The 25,512-nt window shown below is 49.3% G+C and carries 20 protein-coding genes; 16 read left to right on the plus strand and 4 right to left on the minus strand.

The window, feature by feature from the left end:
• The first annotated feature begins 68 nt into the window (after positions 1-68).
• From CTY47_RS07775 to CTY47_RS07815, 9 genes are all read left to right on the plus strand, one after another.
• The gene (locus CTY47_RS07775) at positions 69-521 is read left to right on the plus strand and encodes a DUF1896 domain-containing protein (protein WP_004304266.1); all 453 of its coding nucleotides are present in this window, start codon (positions 69-71) and stop codon (positions 519-521) included.
• Positions 511-6,324, plus strand: coding sequence for an N-6 DNA methylase (locus CTY47_RS07780; protein WP_005790817.1), 5,814 nt, complete (start codon positions 511-513; stop codon positions 6,322-6,324). The genes CTY47_RS07775 and CTY47_RS07780 overlap by 11 nt, the downstream gene beginning before the upstream one ends.
• Positions 6,325-6,980: 656 nt before the next feature.
• Complete coding sequence (gene tet(Q) / locus CTY47_RS07785; protein WP_004293868.1) at positions 6,981-8,906, plus strand: tetracycline resistance ribosomal protection protein Tet(Q); 1,926 nt, start codon at positions 6,981-6,983, stop codon at positions 8,904-8,906.
• Positions 8,906-11,224: a hybrid sensor histidine kinase/response regulator gene (locus tag CTY47_RS07790; RefSeq protein WP_004348456.1), complete on the plus strand. Its 2,319-nt coding sequence runs from the start codon at positions 8,906-8,908 to the stop codon at positions 11,222-11,224. Before tet(Q) ends, CTY47_RS07790 begins: the two co-directional genes overlap by 1 nt.
• Positions 11,217-12,539 (plus strand): sigma-54-dependent transcriptional regulator, encoded by a 1,323-nt coding sequence (locus CTY47_RS07795; RefSeq protein WP_004293870.1) that lies wholly within the window; start codon positions 11,217-11,219, stop codon positions 12,537-12,539. The genes CTY47_RS07790 and CTY47_RS07795 overlap by 8 nt, the downstream gene beginning before the upstream one ends.
• A 279-nt stretch (positions 12,540-12,818) precedes the next feature.
• A complete protein-coding gene (locus tag CTY47_RS07800) occupies positions 12,819-13,241 on the plus strand; it encodes a dihydrofolate reductase family protein (protein ID WP_004293871.1) in 423 nt (140 codons plus the stop codon).
• Positions 13,242-13,479: 238 nt separating this feature from the next.
• Positions 13,480-14,085, plus strand: a complete 606-nt coding sequence (locus tag CTY47_RS07805) for an RteC domain-containing protein (RefSeq protein WP_004293872.1) — start codon at positions 13,480-13,482, stop codon at positions 14,083-14,085.
• Positions 14,086-14,188: 103 nt separating this feature from the next.
• On the plus strand, positions 14,189-14,668 hold the full coding sequence (locus CTY47_RS07810) for a Panacea domain-containing protein (RefSeq protein WP_004293873.1): 480 nt from the start codon (positions 14,189-14,191) through the stop codon (positions 14,666-14,668).
• Complete coding sequence (locus CTY47_RS07815; RefSeq protein WP_004293874.1) at positions 14,637-15,392, plus strand: hypothetical protein; 756 nt, start codon at positions 14,637-14,639, stop codon at positions 15,390-15,392. The genes CTY47_RS07810 and CTY47_RS07815 overlap by 32 nt, the downstream gene beginning before the upstream one ends.
• Before the next feature lie 52 nt (positions 15,393-15,444).
• Here the strand turns inward: CTY47_RS07815 and mobC are convergent, their stop codons facing one another.
• The 4 genes from mobC to CTY47_RS17665 form a co-directional block, all read right to left on the minus strand.
• Positions 15,445-17,454, minus strand: coding sequence for a conjugal transfer protein MobC (mobC, locus tag CTY47_RS07820; RefSeq protein WP_004348455.1), 2,010 nt, complete (start codon positions 17,452-17,454; stop codon positions 15,445-15,447).
• A gap of 30 nt (positions 17,455-17,484) precedes the next feature.
• Positions 17,485-18,732: a conjugal transfer protein MobB gene (gene mobB, locus CTY47_RS07825; RefSeq protein ID WP_004348454.1), complete on the minus strand. Its 1,248-nt coding sequence runs from the start codon at positions 18,730-18,732 to the stop codon at positions 17,485-17,487.
• The gene (gene mobA, locus CTY47_RS07830) at positions 18,711-19,139 is read right to left on the minus strand and encodes a conjugal transfer protein MobA (protein WP_004291488.1); all 429 of its coding nucleotides are present in this window, start codon (positions 19,137-19,139) and stop codon (positions 18,711-18,713) included. The genes mobB and mobA overlap by 22 nt, the downstream gene beginning before the upstream one ends.
• Positions 19,140-19,458: 319 nt before the next feature.
• Positions 19,459-19,674 (minus strand): hypothetical protein, encoded by a 216-nt coding sequence (locus CTY47_RS17665; protein WP_070612954.1) that lies wholly within the window; start codon positions 19,672-19,674, stop codon positions 19,459-19,461.
• 146 nt (positions 19,675-19,820) lie between these two features.
• Between CTY47_RS17665 and CTY47_RS07845 the strand changes: the two genes are divergently transcribed.
• From CTY47_RS07845 to CTY47_RS07875, 7 genes are all read left to right on the plus strand, one after another.
• Positions 19,821-20,576 (plus strand): ParA family protein, encoded by a 756-nt coding sequence (locus tag CTY47_RS07845; RefSeq protein WP_005643916.1) that lies wholly within the window; start codon positions 19,821-19,823, stop codon positions 20,574-20,576.
• A 5-nt stretch (positions 20,577-20,581) separates the two neighbouring features.
• Positions 20,582-21,031 (plus strand): DUF3408 domain-containing protein, encoded by a 450-nt coding sequence (locus CTY47_RS07850; protein WP_004311202.1) that lies wholly within the window; start codon positions 20,582-20,584, stop codon positions 21,029-21,031.
• Positions 21,028-21,417 carry a DUF3408 domain-containing protein gene (locus CTY47_RS07855; protein ID WP_287647342.1) on the plus strand — a complete coding sequence of 130 codons (390 nt, stop codon included), beginning with the start codon at positions 21,028-21,030 and terminating at the stop codon, positions 21,415-21,417. The genes CTY47_RS07850 and CTY47_RS07855 overlap by 4 nt, the downstream gene beginning before the upstream one ends.
• A complete protein-coding gene (locus CTY47_RS07860) occupies positions 21,414-22,154 on the plus strand; it encodes a hypothetical protein (protein ID WP_005643920.1) in 741 nt (246 codons plus the stop codon). The genes CTY47_RS07855 and CTY47_RS07860 overlap by 4 nt, the downstream gene beginning before the upstream one ends.
• Before the next feature lie 202 nt (positions 22,155-22,356).
• A complete protein-coding gene (locus CTY47_RS07865; RefSeq protein WP_004311205.1) occupies positions 22,357-22,668 on the plus strand; it encodes a DUF4134 domain-containing protein in 312 nt (103 codons plus the stop codon).
• Between the two features lie 10 nt (positions 22,669-22,678).
• The gene (locus CTY47_RS07870) at positions 22,679-23,011 is read left to right on the plus strand and encodes a DUF4133 domain-containing protein (protein ID WP_048928299.1); all 333 of its coding nucleotides are present in this window, start codon (positions 22,679-22,681) and stop codon (positions 23,009-23,011) included.
• Complete coding sequence (locus tag CTY47_RS07875; protein ID WP_048928298.1) at positions 23,008-25,512, plus strand: TraG family conjugative transposon ATPase; 2,505 nt, start codon at positions 23,008-23,010, stop codon at positions 25,510-25,512. Before CTY47_RS07870 ends, CTY47_RS07875 begins: the two co-directional genes overlap by 4 nt.

Genomic DNA, 25,512 nt, shown 5'->3' on the forward strand with positions numbered 1-25,512 from the left:
CGAGTGCCTTTTTCTTCCTTTTTCCAACCGATTATCCCGTTAATTATCAATCCGCTAAATCCAAAGTAATGAACAACAAGAAGAAAAACGAGGGTCAGACCGACTTTTCCTATTACGGTCTGTACCTGCTGGACTATCTCCGCACGAACAAGTTTGAACAGGCTGACGACACCGCTTTCATACGGGAACGGGCCGACCGTGCCGCCGAAACGTATGAGAGGGCACGGCTTGAAGGCTATCCCGCCGATGGTGCGCAGGAACTGGCGATGGACACGCTGCTGCGCGGGCTGCATTATTCCCGTTACGCCATCCTCCGCGAAGTCGTGGAAAACGAGTTTGCCGATGAAGTGCCGGAAGAGAAGCGTGAAGCCTTTGTCCTGAAACTGCTGCCGCTTGTCGGCAACGTGTTCTCCGTCTATGACCTCTCGGATGACAATTTCGCCCTGTCTTCCGATTACGACCTGCTCTACACGGAGCTGACGGGAGCAACCGTCCTTTACTTAGACGAATATGGCGTTTAACCGCAAACAGAAACTGCGGGACAACATCGAGGCGATACGGACGGCATTCATCCTTGACAGGGAAAACAGGACAGCGACAACCGAAGAGCGTGCCATACTTCAAAGGTACTGCGGTTTCGGCGGTCTGAAATGTATCCTCAACCCTGCAAAGGAACTGACGGATGCCGTCCGGTGGGCGAAATCCGACCTCGAACTGTTCGCCCCGACGGTGGAGCTGCACAGGCTTATCCGTGAGAACAGCAAGGACGAAACAGAGTACAAGCGGTTTGTGGATTCGCTGAAAGCGTCCGTGCTGACCGCTTTCTACACCCCCAAAGAGATAACCGACACCATCGCGGACGTGCTGGCAGATTACAGCGTCCGCCCCGCCCGTATGCTCGAACCGTCGGCAGGTGTCGGCGTGTTCGTGGATTCCATGCTACGGCACAGCCCCAATGCGGATGTGATGGCTTTCGAGAAGGATCTGCTCACGGGTACAATCTTGAGGCATCTCTATCCCGACCAGAAAATGCGCACCTGCGGTTTTGAGAAAATCGAAAGACCGTTCAACAATTATTTCGACTTGGCGGTGTCCAACATTCCGTTCGGTGACATTGCCGTGTTCGACGCGGAGTTTCAGCGGAGCGACTCTTTCGGCAGACGCTCCGCCCAGAAAACCATCCACAACTATTTCTTTCTCAAAGGACTGGATGCCGTGCGTGACGGCGGTATCGTGGCGTTCATCACCTCGCAAGGGGTATTGAATAGCACCAAGACCTCCGTGCGTAACGAGCTGTTCAGTCAGGCCAATCTGGTATCCGCGATACGCCTGCCCAACAACCTGTTCACGGACAACGCGGGGACGGAGGTGGGCAGCGACCTGATTGTCCTGCAAAAGAACCTCAGCAAGAAGGAAATGTCGCAGGACGAGCGGCTGATGACCGTGATACAGACGGACACGAAAACCGACCTGACCGACAACGCCTATTTCATCCACCACCCGGAACGCATCGTGCATACGACGTCGAAACTTGACACTGACCCCTACGGGAAGCCCGCTATGGTTTATCTGCACGAGGGCAAGACCGCAGGTATCGCCGGGGACTTGCGCCGGATGCTCAACGAGGATTTCCATTACAGGCTCGCCATGCGTCTGTATTCGGGAACAATCTGGCAGTCGGGAACGGAAGAAAAGGTTACCGTTCAAAAGGAGGCGGAGCGTCCTGCTATAAAATTGGAAACGGTATCTTCGGCGCAGACGGTGGAAACTCCGACGGAAAAACCGCAACCCGTTGAGGAAAAACCGGAGATAGAGCCACGTCCGAAATATTCTGACGGGGTGCAGCTCTCCTTGCTCAACCTCTGGGGGATGACGGAAGAGGTCAGCCAACCGAAAACCTCCAAAAAGAAAAAGACGGTGAAAAAGGCAGTTACGGCAAAGTCCACTCCGCCCAAACCGAAAGTCACGGTTACACCGACAGCTCCAACTGCAAAACCCGCTATGGAGAATAAGGAGGTGAAAGCGGAGAACACCGCCAAGCCTGCCGACCCGGACGACATCTATGCAAAGCTGGACTGGGAAACCAATCCTCCCATCAACGGCTTCTACGAGATGATGATGGAACTCACGCCGGAGCGCAGGAAGGAACTTCGGGAGCTGGCAAGGCAGCATAATGAAAAACATGAAAACAGAACGGTTGCGACGATCACGCCGGAAGTACCACGTGAACAACCCCGGCAGGAGGAAACACAGCCGGAAGCAGTCGCCGCACCTGCTGTTACCGATGCTCCACCGGAAACGGTGGCTACTTCCCTTTTTCCCGACATCGAACCGGAAAAGCCGAAGGAGGAAGTCGCGGACCTTACGCCGCGTGCCTACCATCGCACGCCGGAGATGCACCTGCGCGAAGGCTCGCTGGTGGCTGACCGGGGGCGTCATAACATCGGCTATCTGAAGGACATCACGCCATACGGGGCTACATTCCAGCCGCTCGACCTGAAAGGATACCAGAAGGAAAAGGCGTTGTTGTATGTGTCGCTGCGTGACGCCTACGAGCGTCTGTACCGTTATGAATCGCTCCGGCGCGAGGCAAATGTTCCGTGGCGAGAGCATCTGAATACCTGTTACGATGAGTTTGTCATGCGCTACGGCAACCTCAACGCCAAGCAGAACGTGAAGTTAGTGATGATGGACGCGGGCGGGCGTGACATCCTTTCGCTGGAACGGGTGGAGAACGGAAAGTTCGTCAAGGCGGACATCTTCGAGCATCCCGTTTCCTTCTCCGTGGAGAGCCATGCCAACGTAGGCTCTCCCGAAGAAGCCCTGTCCGCGTCGCTCAACAAATATGGCACGGTCAATCTCGACTATATGCGGGAGATAACCGACAGCACGGCGGAGGAGTTGCTCACAGCCCTGCAAGGACGCATCTATTACAATCCGCTCGTGACCGGTTACGAAATCAAAGACCGCTTCATAGCCGGGAACGTGATAGAGAAGGCGGAACGCATAGAGGCTTGGATGGGCGAAAACCCCGAAAGTGAGCGTATGCCGGAAGTGAAACAGGCGTTGGAGGCTCTGAAAGATGCCGAACCGCCGCGTATCGCCTTCGAGGATCTGGACTTCAATTTCGGGGAACGCTGGATTCCGACGGGTGTCTATGCCGCCTACATGAGCCGGCTGTTCGACACGGAGGTGAAAATCGCCTATTCCGCAAGCATGGACGAGTTTTCGGTTGCGTGCGGCTACCGCACCATGAAAATCACGGACGAGTTTCTGGTAAAGGGGTATTACCGGAACTATGACGGTATGCACCTCTTGAAACACGCCCTGCACAACACCTGCCCCGACATGATGAAGTCCATCGGCAAGGACGAGCATGGCAACGACATCAAGGTGCGCGACAGCGAGGGCATACAGCTCGCCAACGCCAAGATTGATGAAATCCGCAACGGTTTCTCCGAATGGCTCGAAGAACAGTCGCCGCAGTTCAAGGAACGGCTGACGACAATGTATAACCGCAAGTTCAACTGTTTCGTGCGCCCGAAGTATGACGGCTCGCACCAGACCTTCCCCGACCTCAATCTGAAAGGCTTGGCAAGCCGGGGTATCAAGAGCGTCTATCCCTCGCAGATGGATTGCGTCTGGATGCTGAAACAGAACGGCGGCGGAATTTGCGACCACGAGGTGGGAACCGGCAAGACGCTGATAATGTGCATCGCCGCGCATGAGATGAAGCGTCTGAAATTGGCACATAAGCCGATGATTATCGGGCTGAAAGCCAACGTTGCGGAGATTGCCGCCACCTATCAGGCGGCATATCCCAACGCACGTATTCTGTACGCTTCGGAGAAGGACTTTTCGACCGCCAACCGTGTGCGCTTCTTCAATAATATAAAGAACAACGACTACGATTGTGTCATCATGTCGCACGACCAGTTCGGCAAGATACCGCAGTCGCCGGAGTTGCAGCAGCGCATCCTGCAAGCGGAGCTTGACACGGTGGAGGAAAACCTCGAAGTGCTGCGGCAGCAGGGAAAGAACGTGTCGCGGGCTATGCTGAAAGGTCTGGAGAAGCGCAAACACAACCTTGAAGCGAAGCTGGAGAAGGTGGAACATGCCATAAAGTCACGCACGGACGACGTGGTGGATTTCAAGCAGATGGGCATCGACCACATCTTCATAGATGAGAGCCACCAGTTCAAAAATCTGACGTTCAACACGCGCCATGACCGTGTGGCGGGACTGGGCAACAGCGAGGGAAGCCAGAAGGCACTGAACATGCTCTTTGCCATACGCACCATACAGGAGCGCACGGGCAGAGACTTGGGAGCGACCTTCCTTTCGGGTACTACCATCAGCAACTCGCTGACGGAGTTGTATCTGCTGTTCAAGTATTTGCGTCCGAAGGAGCTGGAACGGCAGGACATCCGATGTTTCGACGCTTGGGCGGCGATATTCGCCAAGAAGACGACGGATTTTGAATTTAACGTGACGAACAACGTGGTTCAAAAGGAGCGTTTCCGCTACTTCATCAAGGTGCCGGAACTTGCCGCCTTCTATAATGAAATCACGGACTACCGCACGGCAGAGGACGTGGGCGTAGATCGTCCCAACAAGAATGAGATACTGCACCACATACCGCCCACGCCGGAGCAGGAGGACTTCATACAGAAGCTGATGCAGTTCGCCAAGACTGGCGATGCCACACTTCTGGGCAGGCTGCCGCTTTCGGAAACGGAGGAAAAGGCGAAGATGCTTATCGCCACCGACTACGCCCGCAAGATGGCACTCGACATGCGCATGATAGACCCGCATTATGAAGACCACCCCGATAACAAGGCGAGCCACTGTGCCAAGATGATCGCGGAGTATTACCAAAAATACGACGCGCAGAAAGGCACGCAGTTCGTTTTCTCGGACTTGGGGACATATCAGCCGGGCGACGGGTGGAACGTCTATTCGGAAATCAAGCGCAAGCTGACGGAGGATTACGGCATACCGCCAAGCGAGGTGCGCTTCATTCAGGAGTGCAAGACCGACAAGGCTCGGAAGGCGGTGATAGACGCCATGAATGCCGGAACGGTGCGTGTTCTGTTCGGCTCCACCTCCATGCTCGGAACGGGTGTGAACGCACAGAAAAGGTGTGTGGCAATTCATCATCTCGATACGCCGTGGCGACCGTCCGACCTGCAACAGCGTGACGGACGCGGAGTTAGAGCCGGAAACGAAATTGCCAAGCATTTCGCCGGGAACAACGTGGACGTAATCATCTACGCGGTGGAGAAGTCACTGGACAGCTACAAGTTCAACCTCCTGCACTGCAAGCAGACTTTCATCAGCCAGCTCAAAAGCGGTGCTATGGGGGCGCGTACCATCGACGAGGGGGCAGTGGACGAGAAATCGGGCATGAACTTTTCGGAATATATGGCGTTGCTATCCGGCAACACCGACCTGCTGGACAAGGCGAAACTTGAAAAGCGCATCGCCTCGCTCGAAGGGGAACGCAAGTCGTTTAACAAGGGCAAGCGTGATTCGGAGTTCAAGTTAGAGTCGAAGACGGGCGAGTTGCGTAACAACACGGCTTTCATAGATGCCATGACGGAGGACTGGAACCGCTTCCTTTCGGTGGCGCAGACCGACAGGGAGGGCAACCGCCTTAATATAATAAAGGTGGACGGTGTGGATTCCGCCGATGAGAAGGTTATCGGAAAGCGTTTGCAGGAGATAGCGAAAAACGCCACTACGGGCGGGCTTTACACACAGGTCGGAGAACTGTACGGTTTTCCGATAAAGGTGGTGAGCGAGAGGATACTCAAAGAGGGATTGGAGTTTACCGACAACCGCTTCGTGGTAGAGGGGAACTACAAGTACACCTATAACAACGGACATCTGGCAATGGCTGATCCGATGGCTGCCGCCCGAAACTTCCTGAACGCGATGGAGAGGATACCCTCCATTATCGACCAGTACAAGGCGAAGAACGAGGTGCTGGAGAGGGAGATACCGCAGTTGCAGGAGATAGCGGGCAAGGTGTGGAAGAAGGAGGACGAGCTGAAGCAGCTGAAATCCGAACTTGCCGCCCTTGACCGAAAAATACAGCTGGAACTTGCGCCGCCCACGCCCGAAGTCGCCGAAAAGGAGAAAGAAGGGCAACAGGTCAAGCCGGAAGCGGAAGATGTGAGGAACAGGCAGGCGCAATATCCCGAAAATGCACCGCCGCAGATACGCAGTCCGGCGGATAGTATCGTTGCCAACCATGTCATAATCGGGCGTCCGGGACTGTATGCCAAGGAGGAAACCCGGTTCAAAGGATTGAAAATATAACCTTAGGAATTTTATCTGAAGTATTAATAAGGGCTATCCCAAAAGGTCTAAAAGTAAATTTTATCCTTTCTGCAAGTATCTGTAGGATGGCAACTGCATTTTTTTCTTTTTGGGCAGCCCTTATTAAAATTTATTCTTATTTTAGGTTATATACATTCATGTCCATTTATGTAAAAAATCCTGCTGACCTTGTTTATGTCTTGTCAGTCACCATTTGCAAAACCATATTTGACCCTCAAAGAGGCTGAATTTGATAAGCAACTTGCTACATACTCATAATAAGGAGCTAAATAGAACACGAATGGGAAATACTCAAATGCCAAACTAAAGAAGATATTGGCCAAAATAAACGCTATACCGAGAGAGAAACTTGATTTTTCAACTTCCTAAAACAGTGTTGTTCAAACATTTCTACTTATTTGTACTTACCAGTTGAACCTACGTTTCCCTAATAAAATGTCTATGGTAAAAAGTTAAAAAATCCTCCTACTTTTGTTAGATATATTTTTTTGTGTAATTTTGTAATCGTTATGCGGCAGTAATAATATACATATTAATACGAGTTAGGAATCCTGTAGTTCTCATATGCTACGAGGAGGTATTAAAAGGTGCGTTTCGACAATGCATCTATTGTAGTATATTATTGCTTAATCCAAATGAATATTATAAATTTAGGAATTCTTGCTCACATTGATGCAGGAAAAACTTCCGTAACCGAGAATCTGCTGTTTGCCAGTGGAGCAACGGAAAAGTGCGGCTGTGTGGATAATGGTGACACCATAACGGACTCTATGGATATAGAGAAACGTAGAGGAATTACTGTTCGGGCTTCTACGACATCTATTATCTGGAATGGTGTGAAATGCAATATCATTGACACTCCGGGACACATGGATTTTATTGCGGAAGTGGAGCGGACATTCAAAATGCTTGATGGAGCAGTCCTCATCTTATCCGCAAAGGAAGGCATACAAGCGCAGACAAAGTTGCTGTTCAATACTTTACAGAAGCTGCAAATCCCGACAATTATATTTATCAATAAGATTGACCGAGCCGGTGTGAATTTGGAGCGTTTGTATCTGGATATAAAAGCAAATCTGTCTCAAGATGTCCTGTTTATGCAAAATGTTGTCGATGGATCGGTTTATCCGGTTTGCTCCCAAACATATATAAAGGAAGAATACAAAGAATTTGTATGCAACCATGACGACAATATATTAGAACGATATTTGGCGGATAGCGAAATTTCACCGGCTGATTATTGGAATACGATAATCGCTCTTGTGGCAAAAGCCAAAGTCTATCCGGTGCTACATGGATCAGCAATGTTCAATATCGGTATCAATGAGTTGTTGGACGCCATCACTTCTTTTATACTTCCTCCGGCATCGGTCTCAAACAGACTTTCATCTTATCTTTATAAGATAGAGCATGACCCCAAAGGACATAAAAGAAGTTTTCTAAAAATAATTGACGGAAGTCTGAGACTTCGAGACGTTGTAAGAATCAACGATTCGGAAAAATTCATCAAGATTAAAAATCTAAAAACTATCAATCAGGGCAGAGAGATAAATGTTGATGAAGTGGGCGCCAATGATATCGCGATTGTAGAGGATATGGATGATTTTCGAATCGGAAATTATTTAGGTGCTGAACCTTGTTTGATTCAAGGATTATCGCATCAGCATCCCGCTCTCAAATCCTCCGTCCGGCCAGACAGGCCCGAAGAGAGAAGCAAGGTGATATCCGCTCTGAATACATTGTGGATTGAAGACCCGTCTTTGTCCTTTTCCATAAACTCATATAGTGATGAATTGGAAATCTCGTTATATGGTTTAACCCAAAAGGAAATCATACAGACATTGCTGGAAGAACGATTTTCCGTAAAGGTCCATTTTGATGAGATCAAGACTATATACAAAGAACGACCTGTAAAAAAGGTCAATAAGATTATTCAGATCGAAGTGCCGCCCAACCCTTATTGGGCCACAATAGGGCTGACTCTTGAACCCTTACCGTTAGGGACAGGGTTGCAAATCGAAAGTGACATCTCCTATGGTTATCTGAACCATTCTTTTCAAAATGCCGTTTTTGAAGGGATTCGTATGTCTTGCCAATCCGGGTTACATGGATGGGAAGTGACTGATCTGAAAGTAACTTTTACTCAAGCCGAGTATTATAGCCCGGTAAGTACACCTGCTGATTTCAGACAGCTGACCCCTTATGTCTTCAGGCTGGCCTTGCAACAGTCAGGTGTGGACATTCTCGAACCGATGCTCTATTTTGAGTTGCAGATACCCCAAGCGGCAAGTTCCAAAGCTATTACAGATTTGCAAAAAATGATGTCTGAGATTGAAGACATCAGTTGCAATAATGAGTGGTGTCATATTAAAGGGAAAGTTCCATTAAATACAAGTAAAGACTATGCATCAGAAGTAAGTTCATACACTAAGGGCTTAGGCATTTTTATGGTTAAGCCATGCGGGTATCAAATAACAAAAGGCGGTTATTCTGATAATATCCGCATGAACGAAAAAGATAAACTTTTATTCATGTTCCAAAAATCAATGTCATCAAAATAATGGAGCGGTCAGGAAATTTCTATAAGGCAATACAGTTGGGATATATACTTATCTCCATTCTTATCGGATGTATGGCATATAATAGCCTCTATGAATGGCAGGAGATAGAAGCATTAGAACTTGGCAATAAAAAAATAGACGAGCTCCGAAAAGAAATAAACAATATCAATATTCAAATGATAAAATTTTCTCTATTGGGTGAAACAATACTGGAATGGAACGATAAAGATATCGAGCATTACCATGCACGGCGTATGGCAATGGACAGTATGCTTTGCCGTTTCAAGGCCACCTATCCAGCAGAGCGCATCGATAGTGTGCGCAGTCTTTTAGAGGATAAGGAACGACAGATGTTCCAGATAGTCCGGTTAATGGATGAACAACAATCTATTAACAAGAAGATAGCCAATCAAATTCCGGTTATTGTGCAGAAAAGTGTGCAGGAACAGTCCAAAAAGCCAAAACGAAAAGGTTTCTTGAGCATCTTCGGCAAAAAAGAGGGAACGAAGCCAACGACAACAACGACTACGCTCCGTTCATCCAATAGAAACATGGTCAACGAACAGAATGCGCAGAGCCGTCGATTGTCAGAACAAGCCGATAGTCTTGCTGCCCGTAATGCAGAACTTAACAGACAACTGCAAGGATTGATTTGCCAAATCGAAAAGAAGGTGCAATCTGATTTACAAAATAGAGAAAGCGAGATAACAGCCATGCGTAAAAAATCATTTATGCAGATAGGCGGCTTGATGGGATTTGTTCTTTTGCTGTTGGTCATTTCCTATATCATCATACACCGTGATGCAAAGAACATTAAACGATACAAACGCAAGACAACGGATTTGATCGAGCAATTGGAACAGTCCGTGCAACAAAATGAGATACTCATAACCTCCCGAAAGAAAGCGGTATATACTATTACCCATGAGTTGCGTACACCACTGACGGCAATAACCGGCTATACCGAACTTTTGCGGAAAGAATGCAATAGCGGTAATAATGGGCAATATATCCAAAATATACTGCAATCCTCCGACCGTATGCGGGATATGCTCAACACTTTGCTTGACTTCTTCCGCCTGGACAACGGCAAGGAACAGCCCCGTCTGTCACCCTGCCGGATTTCTGCAATCACGCACACACTTGAAACGGAGTTCATGCCTGTTGCCGTGAACAAAGGGTTGTCCTTGTCCGTGAAGACTGGACACGATGCCATTGTATTGACCGACAAAGAGCGAATAATACAAATCGGGAATAACCTGCTGTCAAACGCTGTCAAGTTCACAGAAGAAGGCGGTGTTTCTTTGATTACTGAATATGATAATGGAGTTCTGACACTGGTCATTGAAGATACAGGTACAGGCATGACAGAAGAGGAACAGAAACAAGCGTTCGGTGCGTTTGAACGTCTATCAAATGCCGCTGCAAAGGAGGGTTTCGGGCTTGGGCTTGCCATAATGCGTAATATTGTGTCGATGCTTGGCGGAACAATCCGTTTGGACAGCAAGAAAGGGAAAGGCAGTCGTTTCACAGTTGAAATTTCTATGCAGGAAGCTGAAGAACAGCTTGGATATACAAGCAATACACCTGTTTATCATAACAATAAATTCCATGATGTTGTCGCCATTGACAATGATGAGGTATTACTTCTAATGCTGAAAGAGATGTATTCCCAAGAAGGAATACACTGCGACACTTGCACCGATGCTGCGGCACTGATGGAAATGATACGCCAGAAAGAATACAGCCTGTTGCTGACAGACTTGAATATGCCTGGTATAAACGGTTTCGAATTGCTGGAACTGTTGCGTTCGTCCAACGTGGGCAATTCACCAACAATCCCGGTGGTTGTGGCAACCGCTTCGGGCAGTTGTAACAAAGGGGAACTATTGGCAAAAGGCTTTGCCGGATGCCTGTTCAAGCCGTTCTCCATATCGGAACTGATGGAGGTTTCCGACAGGTGTGCCATAAAAGCGACACCGGACGGGAAACCGGACTTTTCCGCCTTATTGTCCTATGGCAATGAAGCCGTCATGCTGGAAAAGTTGATAACTGAAACAGAAAAGGAAATGCAGGCGGTACGGGATGCAGCAAAAGAAAAAGACCTGCAAAAGCTGGATTCCCTGATCCACCACCTGCGCAGTTCGTGGGAGGTGCTCCGTGCCGACCAACCGCTGAATGTACTTTACGGATTGCTTCGTGGCGATGCTCTCCCGGATGGTGAAGCGTTAAGCCATGCCGTGACTGCTGTGCTGGATAAGGGAGTGGAAATAATACGGTTGGCAGAAGAGGAAAGGAGAAAATACGAAGATGGATAAGACAAAAATAATTGTGGTGGAAGACAACATCGTGTATTGCGAATATGTCTGCAATATGCTGTCACGGGAGGGCTACCGCAATATGAAGGCTTACCACCTCTCAACCGCGAAGAAACATCTGCAACAGGCAACAGATAATGATATCGTGGTTGCCGACCTGCGTCTGCCTGACGGCAGTGGCATAGACCTTTTGTGCTGGATGCGAAAGGAGGGAAAGATGCAGCCCTTCATCATTATGACCGACTACGCCGAAGTTAATACCGCCGTGGAAAGCATGAAACTCGGCTCGATAGACTATATTCCCAAACAGCTTGTGGAGGATAAACTTGTCCCCCTGATCCGTTCCATACTGAAAGAACGTCAGGCAGGACAACGCCGTATGCCTGTATTCGCCCGTGAAGGTTCCGCTTTTCAGAAAATCATGCACCGGATAAGGCTGGTAGCCGCCACCGACATGAGCGTGATGATATTTGGTGAGAACGGCACGGGTAAGGAGCATATTGCCCATCTGTTGCATGACAAGAGCAAACGTGCAGGCAAGCCATTTGTGGCGGTGGACTGCGGTTCACTCTCCAAAGAGCTTGCACCGTCGGCTTTCTTCGGACACGTCAAGGGAGCGTTTACAGGTGCGGACAATGCCAAGAAAGGATATTTCCATGAGGCGGAAGGCGGCACGCTTTTTCTGGACGAGGTAGGAAACCTCGCGTTGGAAACCCAACAGATGTTGCTCCGCGCCATACAGGAGAGGCGGTATCGCCCGGTCGGAGACAAGGCAGACCGGAATTTCAATGTCCGCATCATCGCTGCTACCAATGAAGATTTGGAAGTAGCGGTGAATGAAAAGCGTTTTCGGCAGGATCTTCTGTACCGCCTGCACGACTTCGGGATAACCGTTCCTCCGTTGCGTGACTGTCAGGAAGACATCATGCCGCTGGCAGAGTTCTTCCGTGATATGGCAAACAGAGAGCTGGAGTGTAGCGTGAGCGGGTTCAGTTCCGAAGCACGTAAAGCGTTGCTGACACACGCATGGCCGGGCAACGTGCGGGAACTTCGGCAGAAAGTTATGGGTGCTGTATTGCAGGCGCAGGAAGGTGTTGTCATGAAAGAGCATCTGGAACTTGCCGTGACGAAACCGACCTCTACTGTCAGCTTCGCCTTGCGCAATGACGCGGAGGATAAGGAGCGGATATTGCGTGCGTTGAAACAGGCAAACGGCAACCGGAGTGTCGCCGCAGAACTGCTCGGCATAGGCAGGACAACACTATACAGCAAACTTGAAGAGTATGGACTTAAATATAAATTCAAGCAATCATAGCCCGTAATTCACTGAATTTGGCTATCTTTGCATAACATTTGAGAAAAACGGCGATTGGCAGGAGCTTTTCGCCGCCAACATATAGGATAAGACCGCAAGGCGTTTCAAGCGAAAATCTGGTAAATTGGAACTACGGAGACGATTGCGTGATGCTTATGCTATGCTTACGCATAGCGTGCATTCACGTACTCTCCGTAAAGGCTTTACCAGAGCCATCGCTTGAAGGTAGTGTGAATTGCACGCTACTTTTTTACCCTTGCCTAACGAAAGGAAACGATTATGGGTAAAGTTCAGATTCTCGCCGTACTGACGATGGACGGATGTCTTTCTTCAGAGTTATATGATAAAGCACATCAGGATTTGTGCCTTGACCGTTGCGGTCTTGATGAAATCAGGAAGAAAGCCCTTTACCGTGTGACACCGGACTATTCCATTTCAATGCTGCACGAATGGAGAAAAGACGGCACAAACATCCGTTACCTCGCGGAAGCCACACTGGATACGGCAGATTATATAAACGGACTACTGCGTATGCACGCTGTGGATGAAATCATACTATACACCGTTCCTTTCATATCCGGAAGCGGACGACATTTTTTTAAGTCGGCTCTGCCAGAGCAACACTGGACGCTTTCCTCCTTGAAAAGCTATTCCAACGGTGTATGTCGCATTATCTATATCCTTGATAAAAAAGCAAGATAGCCAAAATGTGCGGCAAGCATACATTTCTATTTTCAGGAATAGAATAAATGTTCTGATTACAAACAATTTAAGTCGGAGATAATTTGTCCTTGTGAAAAAATATTGAATTTTATACCTCTGAAATCCAGTACTTTGTAAAATTGAGTGTTGGATTTTTTATTTTCTGCCGCGTTTTTTGCCAATTATATTCATGTGCGCACGCAGAAAACAAAGTGTAATTTTCAAAATTGACAGAACCATGAATTATTTCTTGCTGGCGGAAACCGACTTTTTCCGCCTGATAAACGAAGCCGGTGACTGCAATATGGAAACGGCATACACGGCTTTTGCCACCCAAGTGATCGAACTGTGTAACGGTAGCATGGACGCGAACCTTACCGTCATCGCGCTTGCCTACATCGAAATCGAGTTGCAGCACCATCCCGTGCGCAACCTGTCAGAAGAAAAGAGAGAGATTGCCGCCTATGTCAGCAAGGCCCTGTCTTTCGTGAGGAAGATGCAGAAATTCCTTGCCACGCCCCAAGTGCCGCCACTGATATCCGCCAACAACACAACAGAAACCGCCACCAGCCTCCTGCAATGGACGGGCAATGCCATCGACCTCGTGGAACTTATCTACGGCATCGACGAGATGGGCTGCATCAACAACGGCAACATGCCGCTCAAACAGCTTGCCCCGCTCCTTTACAAGATATTCGGGGTTGAGTCGAAGGACTGCTACCGTTTCTACACCGATATCAAACGCCGGAAGAACGAAAGCCGCACCTACTTCCTTGACAGAATGCAGGAGAAATTGAACGAGAGGATGCTGCGCGATGATGAGTTGGATCGTATGAGGAGATAAAAAACAAATTCATTAGAATAAATCACATCAATTCAATTCATTATTTTGTTATATTAGAAAAAGATATTAACTTTGCATTGAAATTGATATAGTCATAATTCAGATGAACTCAATACACGATATAACAGACTACATTATCTTACGAGTAAAATCGGAAGATAGATTTGCGTCTTTAATAAATTTAAAGTTGCAGAAGTTATTGTATTATGTTCAAGCATGGTCTTATGGTATCAATAAAAAACCTATGTTTGACGGCGAGTTTGAAGCATGGATTCATGGTCCGGTAAATCGAGAAATCTACAATCGATTTAATTCTACAAAATATCTCTATTCAGAAATCAATATTGATGATTGCATGAATCACAATGTGAGTTTATCATCAGAAGACGCTGAATTCATTGACTTTATATTGGAGAATTATCTTAAATATAGCGGTGCTGAATTAGAACGATTGTCCCACAATGAGATGCCTTGGATTGAAACACGTGGAGATTTAAATGTAAATGAGCGTTGTGACAAGGTTATTACTCCAGAACTAATGATTGAGTATTATGGGAAAAAATGGGAAACTATTAAATCTTAATTCAGATTCTCCTAAATACGGAAACAAATCATTAGTTACCAAAGAACAAGAAAATGAGTTAAAGAGAAGGAAGATAACTTTTTCCTTCTCTTACTTTAAGCAGATACCTAATTTTCAGATTGGAGAGTGTTCTAAGGGATGGCATATTGGGCTTCTTGAAAGATTAGGTGCTTTGGGTACTATGACACCGCAAGAAGTATTAGAAGAAAATAGAGGTAGTATTGCATTAAGATGTCATCCAATAGATTGGAGTGCTAAAAACATTCCTATTCAACGAAAAGATTTAGATTGGCTACCAAAAGAAATATTGGACAATGAGACAGATTTTCCAATAATGCAATTTTCGATAACAAAAAGTACGGGGCGTATTGTAGGTTATTTTGATCGGGATTCTTCTATATTTCACATAGTATTATTAGATCCTGAACATAATATACAACCGGCAAAGAAAACTAATTATCAAATACAACCAACTACAAAAGGGTTATCTCAATATGATGATTTATTAAATAAGTTGGAACGAATTAAAAGTATCGTATCAGATTGTTCTGATAAAAAGTGCAAATTGCATTCACATATTAGTGTTATAGAAGAATTACATGACAATATTGTTTATATAGGACTTGATAATGACTTCTATAGCACTTATCAAGAAATCTTAAAGAAAATTCCATTGCAAAAAATTTTGGAAAACGGAATCTTAGTAAGTATGGATAATGCTTAAGTTCTAAAAAAATGAAGAAAGGTTTATGGTAAGCCTTTCTTCATTTTTTTATTTACTTCTGCTGCAACAGATATTTCAGGTTATCATCGCCCGCGATGCGCTCCAGTTCCTCCTGCACAATCTGCTTCACCTCTTCCTTGATACGCCGGTAGTTCGCCTGCACCGTTTCTTTCATGCGGTCGTTGCCGTCCTCGTCCGTGAAATCGGTAATGACCGGAATTTTCTTGTAGGCACGTTCCTCCCGCTTCACCTTCTCGGCATCCACCACAATCTCGCAGTGAAAAATTTTCTGTTCGATACGTTCGTTGAAGTTGTCGGACACCGAACCGACAAACATTCCCTGCGTCAGACCGGAAATCTTGCTCGGCGGAATGAGCGCATCCATCTGCGTGTTGATGGAGGTGGAAACATCCTGCCGGTTGATGGAGATAGACTGCCGTTTCTGCAACACCTTACCGAACCGTTCCGATAGTGTCTTTGCCGTTTCACCTACCACCTGCCCGGAGAAAATGTTACCGACCGTATTCATCACCACTTTCGCCTCCTTATCACCGTAGTCGCGCACCAGCTGGCTGAAATCCTGAAATCCCAGACACACGGCAACCTTGTTGCTTCGGGCGGTGGCTATAAGGTTGTCCAACCCCTTGAAGTATATCGTGGGCAGCTCGTCGATGATGACCGATGACTTCAGCATTCCCTTCTTGTTGATGAGTTTCACGATACGGGAGTTATACAATCCGAGAGCCGCCCCGTAGATGTTCTGACGGTCGGGATTGTTGCCCACGCATAGGATTTTCGGCTCTTCGGGATTGTTGATGTCCAGCGTAAACTCGCTGTCCGACATCACCCAATAGAGCTGCGGGGAAATCATCCTCGAAAGCGGGATTTTCGCCGACGCTATCTGCCCCATGAGCTGCTCCGCAGCCCCTCCGAGCCAAGCATCCATGAACGGGGAAAGGTAGTTTTCCAGCTCCGGGTAAGAGGTCAGTATCGGGAAAATATCCTCGTAGCGGCGGTTCAAAAACTCGATGGCATGGGGAAACGTGCAATACTTCCCGTTCTGATAGATTTTGAGATACCAGATAATGCTGGCAAACAAAATGATAGGTGACTCCACGAAGAAGTCGCCCTGCTTTTGCACCCAAGTTTTATTGAGGTTAAGCATTATCGTGTAGGCACTCTCGTAAGCGTCCGTAATATCCTCCATGAAATCCGGGTGTATGGGATTGCAACGGTGTGAGCGTCGCGGGTCGTCGAAATTGATCACATAGAATTTCGGCTTCACCTTGTAGCCCTCCGGGTGGTTCAGCAAATGGTTGTAGGCTATGGTGGACAAGTCACTGAATTTGAAGTCATATACATACATCGAGAAGCCCTTTTCAATCTGTTGCTTGATAAAATTGTTTACCACGGCGTATGACTTGCCGCTGCCCGGCGTACCCAACACGATGGACGCACGGAAGGGATTCACCACATTGATCCAGCCATTGTTCCAACGCTTTTTGTAATAGAAGCGTGTGGGCAGATTGACCGAATACTCGCTTTCGATGAGCCTCGTTTCCTGCATGAAACTCTCATTCTCGTTGTTGAAAACATCCTCCATCAGATTGTGTTTCAACAGGCGGCTCATCCACAGCCCGCCCATCAAAAGACAGACATAGCCCGTGCCGATGGTAAGGATATACAAGCCCGTCACCGCTTCAACCGGCAGCGGCAGAGCCAGTATCCACCAGTTGAGGAAAAACAGCACGAATCCGGCGGCGAGTGCCGTCCATATTCTTCCCCAAGTGATTTTCTCGCCCTTGACCCCTTTCGTACCCAGACAGGACAGGGCAAGCAGCAGGACGGCAAACAGTTTCGTGTACAGAATGGAATGGAACAGCCCCGCCGTGCGGTCGAAGTTCAGAAGGATTTTGTCCACCACACCGATGTTCACGCCCCATAGCCGGATGGCTTCGTAGCAGAACCAGTACACGTTCATGACCACTAAAATGATACTCACGGCACGCAGAAAATCCATGATTTTCGCCAATGCCCTCAAATCGTCTTCTTGTTGTGACATACATTGATTTTTTAATTGTTGATACTCCGATTACAAACCCAAGCCCTTGCGCTTTTTCTTCTTTTTGCGCTTCATCGCCCGGATGAAAGCCTCTTCCTCGGCATCTACCGCCGGACCTTCGGGAGTGAGCAAGCCCATTCCGCCCGATACGTCTTCACGGTCGTATGCGGTCTGTCCGTGTGCCTTGTCCGCAGCATCCATAGGGATGGATAACGGTATCGGCGGTTGTCCGGCGTATGGCAGGGTGAAGTGTTCCTGCAAGGCATTCGCCGAAAGCTCCTTGCCCATGCGCGAACCGTTCAGCACACTCCCCGTGCGGTGGTCGATGAAGGTAGCCCCGTAGATGCGCCCTTCCTCCGTGTAGCGCAGTACGGTGTCGATGCCCTTCTCTTTAAGTTGGGAAACAAACCTATCCTTGTCATAAGTGCCTTGCAGCACGGAAAGAACGGTACGTTTCGTCATGTCTGCCAGTTTCCTGTCCTTAATCTCCGATCTGGAACGTACAAACTTCTTCTGCATGGCTTCATAGCCTGCGGACTTCCCGAAGAGCGAGGACTTGAACGGGTTGCCCACCTTGTTGCCCCTGCCGTCCGTGACGGAATAGACCAGCCCGTGATATTCCCGTCCGCGCACGTTACCCCTCGCTTCCTCCACCGTCAGGTTATAGATGGAAAGGAGCGCACGGTATTCGCCCATCGTCTGGAAACGGTACTGCCCGTTCAGAGCTTTCACGGTGTTGCCTACCTGTTTCTTCACATCGCCTGCCGATGCGTCCACCTTGCTTAGCGGCGTGTCAAGACGGCGGTTCCTGCGCTCCGCATCGTGCAGCCCGTATTTCTTCTCCAGCTCACGGGTGATTTGTTTGCTACGATAGTAGTTGTTCTTGTCGCTGATACATTTCCCGTTCTCGTCCACCCGAACCGTCACGATGTGCAGGTGGTGGCGGTCGATGTCCTCGTGCTTGAAAACAAGATAAGGCTGGTTGCCGAAACCGAGTTTTTCCAGATACTCGCGGGCTATATCCTGCAATTCCGCATCGGTCAACGCATCCTCCGGATGCGGGTTGAGCGAAATATGCACCACCGGCTTCTCCACCTTCATCTGTGGCGGCATGAAGGTGAGAAAACCCTCCATCGCCTTGTTGATGTCCACCTTTCCCGAACCGTCATTGTAGATGCGGTTGGTCGTAAGCAACCGCCCCTGCGCCTCGTTAATCTTCTCCCCGTTATAGGCAATCGCGCCGTACAACGAGTTTCCTACACTGATTTTTGCGACCATTTCGCCTCCATTTCCCTTGAAAGTTCCACAATCCGGCGGCTCAGTTTCACGAGTTCGACGGTGTGTTGCTCTAATTTGTAGAGCAACGCCATCGCCTTTTTCTCTGAAAAATGCAGCCTCAGTTCCTTCACGACTTGGTTGTAATTCGTACCCACGGCACGGAACTGTGCATGAAAATCCGACAGTTTGGTGTAATAGTCCACCAGCGTCTTGTCCACCTTAAGCACCTTGAACGGCTGTCCGAAGAAGTGCGCCTTGAGGAAAACCGACCGTGCATAGACACCCGATTTTCCGAACATGGCGAGGAAACGGTTGTGTTCCTCCTCATTGAAACGGACGGTGTAACGGTACACCGCCGGATCAAGTTTGGGATTTCTCCCTGATTTGCTTTTCCTTTTCTCTTTCATATTACTTTGGATTTAGCGGATTGACGGCATAAGCCGCCGCTTCGGATTACAGCACCGCAGTTTTGAAAGGCTTCCCGACTTCGGAGGGAAAGCCCGCCCCCTGCAAGGGCAAGGCGTTTTCCGGGATGCTCAAAATATTTTGAGCGGCTGAAAACATACCTTGCTATGTTCAGGTGAACATAAAAATCCGTTGGGGACGGATTGGGGATGATTTCTTTCAAACTCCGGGCTGCGCCACCTGCGGCGTACCCTGCCGTTCAGGTGCAAAGTTACGCCCTTAAAGCGATGTCGGACAGAGGCTTGACCCAGACAATCAGTGTCAACCGGCGCAACGTGCTGCCACTTGCCGGAGAAGTGATACAAGTTCCAAAATATCCTTGTTTATTTGCAGTGTGATTCGGATGTGGGACTGAAAATACACTCCTTCCGCCAGATGTTCGGACAGCAATCCGGGCATCAATCCAAACGGTTGAAAACAGGTGTATGTATTCAGATAGTTTTCCAAGCACACGTCCGTGCGGACGGATAAAAGCATGGACGGTTGGACAAACCGATGAATACCCGCAGGCACAGCCGGATTAAGGAGTGAATAAATAAATGAATGGGAGTGCGTGCGTACGTACTAATGACAATACGCTACCGCCACCGGACAGATGTATAACCAAATAAATTATCAAAAAAATGAAAGAAGCAACTTATGTGGCAATCTCCACGCAGAAAGGTGGAGCGGGTAAGACAACCCTGACAGTGCTTGTAGCAAGCTATCTGCACTATGTGAAAGGCTACAACGTAGCCGTGGTGGACTGCGATTTCCCGCAGTACAGTATCCATGACATGCGCAAGCGTGACATGAAAGCCGTCATGGAGGACGGGCATTACAAGGTGCTGGCGTATGAGCAGCTCAAACGACTGAAGAAGAACCCGTACACCATCAGATGCAGCCGTGCGGAAGATGCGGTAAAGACCGCCGAAAATCTGGTGGCAGCGCAGCCCGACCTCGATTTCGTGTTCTTCGACCTGCCGGGAACAATCAACAATGCCGATGTGGTGCAGACCATTTCCCAAATGGACTATATCTTCACGCCCATCATCGCCGACCGTGTGGTAATGGAGAGTTCCATCAAGTTCGCCACTGTCATCAACGAACAGATGATAAGCACGGGCAAGTCCGGCATCAAAGGGATTTACCTCGTGTGGAACATGGTGGACGGACGCGAAAAGACTGAACTTTACAAGGCATACGACAAGGTCTGTGCCGAGTTCGCCCTGCCCATTCTGGAAACACATCTACCGGACAGTAAGCGCTTCCGCAAGGAGACGGCGGCAGAACGCAAGGCGGTATTCCGCTCCACGGCGTTTCCGGCGGACAAAATACTGGTACGCGGCAGCAACCTCGACAAACTCGTCGATGAGATTCTCGGCATCATCAAAAACTGAACGGCATGGCAAAGAAAACAAGAATCGAGGACATCGACAGCGAAGCCGTAATCAACTCATTTCGACTGGACGATACAAGCATTCCGCCGGAAGCAAGAAGCACGGACGGGAACGCTCCTGTCCCACCTCCGAAAGAAGCGATACAAGAAGCCGTTTCTCCACCCGCCTCGCACTCCAAAGAGGAGCCGGAACGCAGGCGCAGGAACAGCAAGCCGGAAAAATTGGATTATGACACAGTATTCATATGCGGTTCCAATATCACGGCAAGGCTCGGCAAGCAGGTCTATATCCGCAAGGAGTACCACGACCGCATACAGAAGATGCTTCATGTAATCGGAGGCAACGAAGTGACTATCGCGGCATTTCTTGACAACGTGCTGACACACCATTTCACGCTGTTCCAAGACGAGATAGCCGAATCGTTCAAACGGCACATGGAATCCTATAATTTATAAACACTCAAAAACAACAAAGAAGTATGAAAAGAACAAATAAGAACCGTCAGGCTGAGTATCTGCAAACAGGAAAGAGTGAAAGAACCGCTGTCCGTGCAGCAAAGTGTGTAACCGACTACGGGCAGGAAAATACCGACGTTGACTTCCGCAAGGATAAAGGCAGAGACAAACCGCTCTCGACTTTCCTGCAAGCATCGGAAATCAAAACGCGGCAATGTATATACATCAGCCGAGAAATTCATGAGAAAGTCGCTATCGTTACCAGTCGGATGGGAAACGGTTTGAGCATCGGCAAGTTTGTGGATAACATCCTCCGCGACCATTTCCGACAATACGGGCAGCAGTACATGGAACAGATTGAAAACGCCCAAAAAGTAAGATTATGACAAAGGCGTTTTTAATCGTATCGGTTGCTTGCAACGTGTGGTTTCTGTTTCTGCTGTTCTATGACCGCATCATGGACACGAAGCTCATCCGTTTCTTCAGACATATTGCCGGGCTGTGGCGGTCATTGGACAGTACGGTGGCAGAGCAAGGAAAGGATAAGGAAATACCTCACGCAGACACCTCGGACATCATTGGCAAGAGCCGTTTCAAGATGGCATCGACCCGGACAACCGCTGCCATACCGACGCAAGAAGCCGCCACTTCGGAAAAAGGCATTGAGCTGTCGGAGGAAGAGGCTACTTTTGACGACGGAAACACGGAAACCGTCTCACGCCCGACACAAGTACCGGAGGACAAACTCGATGAAACCTTCACGAGCATCCCGCCCTCGGAACTGGAGTACGGAGAAGATGAACCGGAGGATGAAGAACCAGACAAAAAGCAGGCTTCGGGAAGTAGCTTCGAGGATATTGACATGGCAGTACACACCATACGGAAGGAATCACCATCCGATGAGGAAATGCGACACGCCGGAAAGGTCATGACGGAACTGGACGGGACAGAGCTTTTCACAAGAATAACGGAACGCCTGACCGATGAAGCAATGAGCGAGAGGATTGCAAAGGCGATGGCAGTTTTCGTGGACACGGTGAACATGACCGTGACACAACAAAAGGAAAAGGTGTTCGTGATTCCCGACAACATCGAGGAGTTCGACTTCCGAAACTATGTATAACAACTAAAAAAGAATGGAAATGAAAACGTAAAATGACGACACCCACGCGCACGGCGGTACAAGGTACAGCCAACCCGCAACGGACAGCCCCAAGTCCGTAGAAACAAACGGGCAACCACTAAAACCAAAGTAAAGTAATCAAGTATCAACCGCCCGAAAAAGGACTATCCACCCTTTGGACGGCACAAAAAAAGAACAGTTTATGAACAAGAACATCAGACAAAAGTTAATCATCGCTGCGGCACTTATGATTGCCGCAACCGCCTCCGCTTTCGCACAGGGAAACGGTCTGGCTGGCATCAACGAAGCCACCTCTATGGTGAGTTCGTATTTCGACCCCGGCACGAAATTAATCTACGCCATCGGCGCGGTAGTCGGGCTTATCGGTGGCGTGAAAGTGTACGGAAAATTCTCGTCCGGAGACCCGGACACCTCGAAGACCGCCGCCTCGTGGTTCGGGGCTTGTATCTTCTTGATTGTCGCCGCCACTATCCTGCGCTCATTCTTCCTTTAATAAACAATGTATGGCTGAATACCCGATAAACAAGGGTATCGGCCGTCCGGTCGAGTTCAAGGGTTTGAAGGCTCAGTACCTCTTCATCTTCTGCGGAGGTCTGCTGGCTCTCTTCGTCCTGTTCGTCATCCTCTATATGGTCGGCATCGACCAGTGGATATGTATCGGCTTCGGCGCGGCATCTTCTTCCGTCCTCGTATGGCAGACCTTAGCGCTGAACGCCCGGTACGGCGAACACGGGCTGATGAAATTGGGAGCGGCAAGGAGCCATCCCCGATACCTTATCAACCGACGGCGGATCACCCGATTACTCAAACGGCAACGAAAGGAAGAAACGACATGAGAAATACATCCAAAATGACAACACTGGAAAACAAGTTCCCCCTGCTGGCGGTGGAGCATGGCTGCATCATCTCCAAAGACGCCGACATCACGGTGGCTTTTGAGGTGGAACTGCCGGAGCTTTACACCGTGACGGGCGCAGAGTACGAGGCGATACACGGCTGCTGGTGCAAGGCTATCAAGGTGCTGCCGTACTTCTGCGTCGTGCATAAGCAGGATTGGTTCATCAAGGAGAAATACAAGCCGGAGTTACAGAAGGACGACATGAGTTTCTTGAGCCGTTCCTTTGAACGCCACTTCAACGAGCGTCCGTACCTGAAACACTCCTGCTATCTCTACTTGACCAAGACGACGAAAGAACGTAACCGTATGCAGAGCAACTTCAGTACGCTGTGCCGGGGACATATCATCCCGAAGGAGCTGGACAAGGAAACCGCCGGGAAGTTCATGGAGGCCGCCGAACAGTTCGAGCGCATCATGAACGACAGCGGCTTTGTGAGGCTGCGCCGCCTCTCCACCGACGAGATTGTCGGGACGGAGAAGTCCGCCGGGCTGATAGAGCGTTACTTCTCGCTCATGCCCGAAGGCGACACGACCTTGCAGGACATCGACCTCTCGGCAAAAGAAATGCGTATCGGTGACAACCGCCTGTGCCTGCACACCCTCTCCGACGCGGAGGATATGCCCGGAAAGGTGGCTACCGACATCCGCTACGAGAAACTCTCCACCGACCGCTCGGACTGTCGCCTCTCCTTCGCCTCCCCCGTGGGGCTGCTGCTTTCCTGCAACCACATCTATAACCAGTATGTGATTATCGACAACAGCGAGGAAAATTTGCAGAAGTTCGAGAAGTCCGCAAGGAATATGCAGTCGCTATCCCGATACAGCCGGAGCAACAGCATCAACCGCGAGTGGATAGACCAGTACCTGAACGAAGCCCATTCCTACGGGCTGACCTCGGTACGGGCGCACTTCAACGTCATGGCGTGGAGCGATGACGCGGAGGAACTGAAGCATATCAAGAACGATGTGGGCAGCCAGCTGGCAAGCATGGAGTGCGTGCCGCGCCACAATACCATCGACTGCCCGACGCTCTACTGGGCGGCGATGCCCGGCAACGCGGCGGACTTCCCGGCGGAAGAGAGTTTCCATACATTCATCGAGCAGGCGGTGTGCCTCTTCACGGAGGAAACCAACTACCGCAGTTCGCTCTCGCCCTTCGGCATCAAGATGGTGGACAGGCTTACGGGAAAACCGTTGCACCTCGACATCAGCGACCTGCCGATGAAGCGGGGTATCACGACCAACCGCAACAAGTTCGTGTTGGGTCCTTCGGGCAGCGGCAAATCCTTTTTTATGAACCACCTCGTGAGGCAATACTACGAGCAGGGTACGCACGTGGTGCTGGTGGACACGGGAAACTCCTATCAGGGCTTGTGCGAGATGATCCGGTGCAAGACAAACGGGGCGGACGGCGTGTACTTCACCTACACGGAGGAGAAACCGATTTCGTTCAACCCGTTCTACACCGATGATTACGTGTTCGACGTGGAGAAAAAGGACAGCATCAAGACATTGCTGCTGACGCTCTGGAAGTCGGAGGACGACAAAGTGACGAAGACGGAGAGCGGCGAACTGGGCAGTGCGGTGAACGCCTATATCGAGCGTATCAGGGCTGACCGGAGCATCGTCCCCTCGTTCAACACCTTCTACGAGTATATGCGCGACGACTACCGCCGCGAACTGGCGGAACGTGAGATAAAGGTGGAGAAGTCCGACTTCAACATCGACAATATGCTCACCACCATGCGGCAGTATTACCGGGACGGACGCTACGACTTCCTGCTCAACTCCACGGAGAACATCGACCTGCTCGGCAAGCGGTTCATCGTCTTCGAGATTGACAGTATAAAGGAAAATCGCGAGCTTTTCCCTGTGGTGACCATCATCATCATGGAAGCCTTCATCAACAAGATGCGCCGATTGAAAGGCGTGCGCAAGCAACTGATAGTGGAAGAGGCTTGGAAGGCTCTATCTTCGGCGAACATGGCTGAGTACCTGCGCTATATGTACAAGACCGTGCGCAAGTATTACGGGGAGGCAATCGTGGTGACGCAGGAGGTGGACGACATCATTTCCTCGCCCGTCGTCAAGGAGAGCATCATCAACAACTCCGACTGCAAGATACTCCTTGACCAGCGGAAGTACATGAACAAGTTTGATGCCATACAGTCCCTGTTGGGTCTGACGGAGAAAGAGAAGTCGCAGATACTCTCCATCAACATGGCGAACAACCCGTCAAGGCTCTACAAGGAAGTGTGGATAGGACTGGGCGGCACGCAGTCGGCAGTCTATGCCACCGAAGTTAGTGCTGAAGAGTATCTGGCGTACACCACCGAAGAAACGGAAAAAGTAGAGGTTTACCGTCTGGCGGAACAGTTGGGCGGCGACATTGAAGCCGTCATCCGGCAGCTTGCCGAAAGGCGGAGAAAAAAGGAATAA

Source organism: Parabacteroides provencensis (assembly GCF_900232875.1).
GTDB classification, from domain to species: Bacteria; Bacteroidota; Bacteroidia; order Bacteroidales; family Tannerellaceae; genus Parabacteroides; species Parabacteroides chinchillae.

What these genes read in the sequence shown, in the direction of transcription:
- CTY47_RS07775 (WP_004304266.1), top strand. Translation starts at nt 69, where the DNA reads ATGAACAACAAGAAGAAAAACGAGGGTCAGACCGACTTTTCCTATTAC.
- CTY47_RS07780 (WP_005790817.1), top strand. Translation starts at nt 511, where the DNA reads ATGGCGTTTAACCGCAAACAGAAACTGCGGGACAACATCGAGGCGATA.
- CTY47_RS07790 (WP_004348456.1), top strand. Translation starts at nt 8,906, where the DNA reads ATGGAGCGGTCAGGAAATTTCTATAAGGCAATACAGTTGGGATATATA.
- CTY47_RS07795 (WP_004293870.1), top strand. Translation starts at nt 11,217, where the DNA reads ATGGATAAGACAAAAATAATTGTGGTGGAAGACAACATCGTGTATTGC.
- CTY47_RS07800 (WP_004293871.1), top strand. Translation starts at nt 12,819, where the DNA reads ATGGGTAAAGTTCAGATTCTCGCCGTACTGACGATGGACGGATGTCTT.
- CTY47_RS07805 (WP_004293872.1), top strand. Translation starts at nt 13,480, where the DNA reads ATGAATTATTTCTTGCTGGCGGAAACCGACTTTTTCCGCCTGATAAAC.
- CTY47_RS07810 (WP_004293873.1), top strand. Translation starts at nt 14,189, where the DNA reads ATGAACTCAATACACGATATAACAGACTACATTATCTTACGAGTAAAA.
- CTY47_RS07815 (WP_004293874.1), top strand. Translation starts at nt 14,637, where the DNA reads ATGGGAAAAAATGGGAAACTATTAAATCTTAATTCAGATTCTCCTAAA.
- mobC (WP_004348455.1), bottom strand. Translation starts at nt 17,454, where the DNA reads ATGTCACAACAAGAAGACGATTTGAGGGCATTGGCGAAAATCATGGAT.
- mobB (WP_004348454.1), bottom strand. Translation starts at nt 18,732, where the DNA reads ATGGTCGCAAAAATCAGTGTAGGAAACTCGTTGTACGGCGCGATTGCC.
- mobA (WP_004291488.1), bottom strand. Translation starts at nt 19,139, where the DNA reads ATGAAAGAGAAAAGGAAAAGCAAATCAGGGAGAAATCCCAAACTTGAT.
- CTY47_RS17665 (WP_070612954.1), bottom strand. Translation starts at nt 19,674, where the DNA reads ATGCTTTTATCCGTCCGCACGGACGTGTGCTTGGAAAACTATCTGAAT.
- CTY47_RS07845 (WP_005643916.1), top strand. Translation starts at nt 19,821, where the DNA reads ATGAAAGAAGCAACTTATGTGGCAATCTCCACGCAGAAAGGTGGAGCG.
- CTY47_RS07850 (WP_004311202.1), top strand. Translation starts at nt 20,582, where the DNA reads ATGGCAAAGAAAACAAGAATCGAGGACATCGACAGCGAAGCCGTAATC.
- CTY47_RS07860 (WP_005643920.1), top strand. Translation starts at nt 21,414, where the DNA reads ATGACAAAGGCGTTTTTAATCGTATCGGTTGCTTGCAACGTGTGGTTT.
- CTY47_RS07865 (WP_004311205.1), top strand. Translation starts at nt 22,357, where the DNA reads ATGAACAAGAACATCAGACAAAAGTTAATCATCGCTGCGGCACTTATG.
- CTY47_RS07870 (WP_048928299.1), top strand. Translation starts at nt 22,679, where the DNA reads ATGGCTGAATACCCGATAAACAAGGGTATCGGCCGTCCGGTCGAGTTC.
- CTY47_RS07875 (WP_048928298.1), top strand. Translation starts at nt 23,008, where the DNA reads ATGAGAAATACATCCAAAATGACAACACTGGAAAACAAGTTCCCCCTG.